Annotated in this window: 5 protein-coding genes; 3 read left to right on the forward strand and 2 right to left on the reverse strand. The window is 42.4% G+C overall.

What is annotated here, in order from left to right:
• Window positions 1–19 precede the first annotated feature (19 nt).
• The gene (map, locus tag RT064_RS10825) at window positions 20–805 is read right to left on the reverse strand and encodes a type I methionyl aminopeptidase (protein WP_313063369.1); all 786 of its coding nucleotides are present in this window, start codon (window positions 803–805) and stop codon (window positions 20–22) included.
• Between the two features lie 160 nt (window positions 806–965).
• On the opposite strand from map, the gene msrB reads away from it, so the two are divergent.
• The 3 genes from msrB to tsf all read left to right on the forward strand — a co-directional run bounded on the left by msrB (window position 966) and on the right by tsf (window position 3,588).
• Window positions 966–1,436 (forward strand): peptide-methionine (R)-S-oxide reductase MsrB, encoded by a 471-nt coding sequence (gene msrB, locus RT064_RS10830; RefSeq protein ID WP_313063370.1) that lies wholly within the window; start codon window positions 966–968, stop codon window positions 1,434–1,436.
• 271 nt (window positions 1,437–1,707) lie between these two features.
• The gene (gene rpsB / locus RT064_RS10835) at window positions 1,708–2,481 is read left to right on the forward strand and encodes a 30S ribosomal protein S2 (RefSeq protein WP_050324911.1); all 774 of its coding nucleotides are present in this window, start codon (window positions 1,708–1,710) and stop codon (window positions 2,479–2,481) included.
• A 228-nt stretch (window positions 2,482–2,709) separates the two neighbouring features.
• Complete coding sequence (tsf, locus tag RT064_RS10840) at window positions 2,710–3,588, forward strand: translation elongation factor Ts (RefSeq protein ID WP_007115804.1); 879 nt, start codon at window positions 2,710–2,712, stop codon at window positions 3,586–3,588.
• Window positions 3,589–3,736: 148 nt separating this feature from the next.
• Here the strand turns inward: tsf and RT064_RS10845 are convergent.
• The coding region (locus RT064_RS10845; RefSeq protein WP_313063372.1) for an O-acetylhomoserine aminocarboxypropyltransferase/cysteine synthase family protein at window positions 3,737–4,945 on the reverse strand (1,209 nt) is incomplete at its 5' end.

A 4,945-nucleotide genomic window follows, 5' to 3' on the forward strand; every position in this document is an offset into this window, starting at 1 on the left:
TGATGATTTTATTCATATTTTAACTGTTTAAAAAACTCAAATCTTCTTCTGGACGCTTGGTAAACACTTCACAGCCGTTCTCGGTAACCATCAGTGTGTGTTCCCATTGGGCGGACAATTTACGGTCTTTAGTAATTACCGTCCATTTATCGGGTAAGGTTTTGGTTTGCCATACACCTTGGTTAATCATTGGTTCAATGGTGAATGTCATGCCTGTGGTCAGTTGTAGACCGGTATTTTTTTTACCATAGTGCAGAATTTGTGGTTCATCATGATATACGTCACTAATCCCATGTCCGCAATATTCTCTTACTACGCTAAAACGCTCTGGCTCTGCCACTGCTTGAATCGCTGCGCCAATATCGCCTACATAGGCGCCATTGCGAACGGCCTTCATCCCTGCATATAGTGCGTCTTGGGCAGTTTTGCAAATACGCTGTGCCATGATTGAGCCTTCACCGATAATCCACATTTTTGAAGTGTCGCCATGATAGCCATCTTTTATCACTGTGACATCGATATTAACAATATCGCCCTCTTTTAGGATACGGCTGTCATCTGGAATACCATGACAAACCACATGGTTGATTGAAGTACAAAGCGTATGCTGGTAGCCATGATAGCCGACATTAGCAGGAATGGCTTTTTGGACATCGACAATATAGTCATGCGCAAGCTTGTCTAACGCCCCTGTCGTTACACCTTCTTTGACATATTCATCTAACATCACCAAGACGTCGGCGGCTAATTTACCAGCGACGCGCATTTTTTCAACGGCTTCAGGGTTATTTAATAGTGTTTTCATACAATAATTATCTGATTTTGCAAAAATTTAAGAAGACGTATTATAGCCCTTTTCGCCTTTTTCACAAAACTACTATTTGTTTAAACAGTTGTTACTTGAATTTTGGACGAGTTGTAACTATTGTGATGTTCTACAATGACAACAAGGGTTAGGAACGTCTATGGCTAATTCAATTAATATCGATACACAGAAGTATATAAGACCATCTGAAGCTGAAATCAAGGCAAATTTGAATGATGAGCAATATTATGTGACCCAGCAAAACGGCACCGAACGTCCTTTTAGCCATGAATATGATCACCAATTTGAACGTGGTATCTATGTGGATATTGTCAGCGGCGAGCCGCTTTTTAGCTCATCAGACAAGTATGACTCAGGTTGTGGTTGGCCTGCCTTTAGTAAACCGATTGATACAGCAGTAATCAATGAATTATTTGATGATAGTCACGGTATGCGACGTACTGAAGTGCGTAGCCGTGTGGGTGATTCACATTTAGGTCATGTATTTAATGACGGTCTTCCTGAGCTTGGCGGCATGCGTTATTGCATCAATGGCGCGTCGCTACGTTTTATCCCTTTAAATGAGATGGAACAAGAAGGTTATGGTGACTTAATCGGATTGGTTGAATAATTGCCATCTGCTTTTGCTAAAACATATAGCTTAACCACATAAAAATATGTTAAAATAGCAGTTTGTCATTTTATCTTGAAATGGCAAATTGCTTTTTTTATTTACTAACATGACACACACATTGCTATTTTCAAGCTAACAAGCTTGATAAGAGTTAAGCTGGGTGTTTGCAAATTTGATTAATTAAAATCCTGTAGATTTTGATGCGTGTTTGCAAATCGGCTTAATCGGTAGTGTGGAGGCATAACCCAACTTTACTTAAGGAAATCTCATGGCGTCAGCTAATCCTACCCAAGTTTCAATGCGTGATCTTTTAGAAGCCGGTGCACACTTTGGTCACCAAACTCGTTTTTGGAATCCAAAAATGGGTAAATTTATTTTTGGTGCACGTAACAAAATCCACATCATCAACCTTGAGCATACAGTTAAAGCGATGAACGAAGCACTAAACTTCGTTAACCGCGAAGCAGCGCGTGGCAACAAAGTACTATTTGTTGGTACTAAACGTGCGGCAAGCAACGTTATCAGCGAACAAGCGGCTCGCGCTGGTATGCCTTATGTTGACCATCGCTGGTTAGGTGGTATGTTAACCAACTGGAAAACTATCCGTCAGTCAATTACTCGTTTAAAAGAATACGAAAAGCAAGCTGAAGATGGTACGTTTGCTAAGTTAACCAAACGTGAAGCGCTAGAGCGTACTCGTGAAATGGAAAAACTTGAGCGTGCGTTAGGCGGTATCAAAAACATGAACGGTTTACCTGATGCAATTTTTGTGGTTGACGTTGACCATGAAGCGATTGCAATCAAAGAAGCAAAAAACTTAGGTATCCCTGTCATTGGTATCGTTGATACAAACTCAAACCCAGATGACGTAGATTATGTGATTCCTGCCAATGACGATGCGATTCGTGCAGTAACGCTATACGTATCAGCGGTTGCAGATGCAATTATCGCTGGTAAAGAATACGCGAAAACTCAAGGCGGCAAAGCAGCAAATCAAGAAGAAGCAGTAACTGAAGCACCAGCAGAAGCTGCGGCAGAATAAGGGTTACCGCAGTATCATAGCAGCGCATTGCTTAGGTTGTTATGATACTGTCATCAAAATTTTATAAACTAACTTTGATGGGTAAACACAAAATTAGTTTATAAAAATTCGAATTTGTAGCGTAATATTAAAGGGCAAAAATCACCCATTTTTGTCCTTTAATCTCCAATTGTTTAGACAATAAACAACCCAATTCTCATCTATAATGATAATCAATTGAGGTATCTCATGGCAGAAATTAGTGCAAAACTGGTAAAAGAATTACGTGACCGTACAGGTCTTGGTATGATGGAATGTAAAAAAGCCCTGCAAGAAGCAGACGGCGACATCGAAACCGCAATCGATAACCTGCGTAAATCAGGTCAAGCAAAAGCTGCTAAAAAAGCAGGTAACATTGCTGCTGATGGCGCCATCATTATCGCCCAAGAAGGTAACAAAGCCTTACTACTTGAAGTAAACTGTCAAACTGACTTCGTGGCAAAAGATGCTAACTTCACCGCATTTGCAAATAAAGTAGCTGAACTTGCACTTGCCAATAATACCACTGATGTAGCGGCTATCTCTGCATTGCCGTATGGCGATGGTCAAACGGTTGAAGAAGCCCGTGTTGAGCTCGTACAAAAAATCGGTGAAAACATCCAAGTACGTCGTGCAGAAGTGATTGAAGGTGATAACCTAGCCTCTTACCGTCACGGTATTCGTATTGGTGTAGTGGTTTCTGTTGAAGGCGGCAATGCAGACACCGCAAAACACGTTGCCATGCAAGTTGCGGCATTCAACCCAATCGCGGTTGATGAAGCGAATGTACCTGCTGATACGCTAGCGCGTGAAAAAGACATCATCGAAGCGAAAGCAAAAGAATCTGGCAAACCAGATGCCGTGATTGAAAAAATGATCACCGGTGGTCTACAAAAGTACTTGAATGAAGTGACTTTGTTGAACCAACCTTACGTTATCGACAACGAGAAAAAAGTTGGCGATATATTAAAATCTGAAGGTATGACGGTTAAAGCATTCAAACGCTTAGAAGTGGGTGAAGGCATCGAGAAAAAACAAGAAAACTTCGCTGAAGAAGTGGCAGCAGCTCAAGCAGCAGCAGCTAAATAATAAGCGGCAACCGCTAAGCGGTTAACTTGTTAAAAATACCTCATAAATTTGGGGTATTTTTTTGTCTAATTTCATTGTTTTTTAAATTCAAAAAAGCGCGTTGAAGGCTCGCTTTTTTATGTCAAGCGCTTATTTATATGTATGACGATTATGTGGCTGCTGCTAACGCTTGCTCAAGGTCAGCTTTAATGTCGTCAATATGTTCAATACCAATGGATAAACGAATCATGTCTTCGCTGACGCCTGCTTTTTGCAACTCTTCAGCATTTAACTGGCGGTGCGTGGTAGTGGCAGGGTGGCAAGCGAGTGACTTGGCATCACCGATATTGACCAAACGGGTAATTAATTGTAGCGCATCAATAAATTTCGCCCCTGCTTCACGGCCGCCTTTTAACCCAAAGGTTAGAATCGCTGATGGCTTACCGCCAAAGTATATTTGCGCAAGCTTATGCTCTGGATGGTCGGTTAATCCTGCGTACTTGACCCAAGCCACTTGTGGATGATGGTTTAAAAATTCTGCCACGGCTTGGGCATTTTGGCAATGTCGCTCCATACGCAAGGCTAACGTCTCTAACCCAAGCATAATTTGCCAAGCGTTCATGGGACTCAGTGCCGCACCGGTATTACGTAAAGGCGCAACGCGTGCGCGGGCAATAAACGCCGCAGCACCCATGGCTTCGACAAAATTGACACCATGATAACTGGCATCTGGGGTATTTAAAATCGCAAAACGTTCTTTGTTAGCGCCCCAATCAAATTTACCACTATCGATAATCACACCACCCACCGACGTGCCCGAACCACTCACATATTTGGTCAATGAATGAATCACAATATCAGCCCCATGCTCAAATGGACGGCACAATATTGGCGTGGCGACGGTGTTATCAATCACCACAGGTACGCCTTTACTATGAGCAAGTTCGCTGATTCTTGCGATATCCAGCACGTTACCCAATGGATTGCCGATACTTTCGCCAAATACCAATTTAGTACGTTCATCAATCAAATCAACCAAGGTCTCAGGTCTAGTATAATCAAAGAAACGCACCTCGATACCTTGACGTGGCAACGCATGGGCAAATAAGTTGTAAGTACCGCCATATAAAGTTGATACTGAAACGATGTTATCGCCTGCCTCACATAGCGTTTGGATGGTATAAGTAATCGCCGCCATTCCTGATGCCACCGTCAATGCACCGATGCCGCCTTCTAACGCTGCCATACGCGCTTCAAGCACCGCATTGGTTGGGTTCATGATACGGGTGTAGATATTGCCGGCAACTTTCAGGTCAAAAAGGTCAGCACCGTGTTGGGTGTTATCAAAGGCATACGAACTGGTGTGGTAGATAGGGAC

Origin of the sequence: Moraxella sp. CTOTU49097, from assembly GCF_032064105.1 — a bacterium.
In the GTDB taxonomy this organism is placed as follows: Bacteria; Pseudomonadota; Gammaproteobacteria; order Pseudomonadales; family Moraxellaceae; genus Faucicola; species Faucicola osloensis_B.